General features: G+C 32.5%; 1 protein-coding gene. It reads left to right on the top strand.

The genetic code is table 11. From position 1 onward, the window contains the following. Nucleotides 1-25: 25 nt before the first annotated feature. The coding region (locus tag DF185_RS23450; RefSeq protein ID WP_438830244.1) for an Ea47 family protein at nt 26-351 on the top strand (326 nt) is incomplete at its 3' end.

Below are 351 nucleotides of genomic sequence, written 5' to 3'. Positions count from 1 at the left end.
CTCCATAAGCAAATTGTCATTTAGCATGATACAATATGACAATAAAATAATTCCTGAAGATATTAAAGAGCGTCTAAAACTGGTAGATAAGCCTAAAAATATCACTTCGACAGAAGAGTTAGTTGACTATACAGCCAAGCTTGCAGAAACGACTTTTTTAAAGGACGGTTATCACATTCAAACATTAATTTTTTATGATAAACAATTCCATCCAATTGATTTAATCAATACAACATTTGAAGATCAAGCAGATAAATATATTTTTTGGCGTTATGCAGCTGACAGAGCCAAAATAACAAATGCCTATGGCTTCATTTGGATATCAGAGCTATGGCTCAGAAAAGCAAGCAT

The organism is Marinifilum breve (assembly GCF_003202155.1).
GTDB lineage: Bacteria > Bacteroidota > Bacteroidia > Bacteroidales > Marinifilaceae > Marinifilum > Marinifilum breve.
Note: the sequence above shows the minus strand (reverse complement) of the source record. Positions and strands in the feature narration are given on the sequence as shown.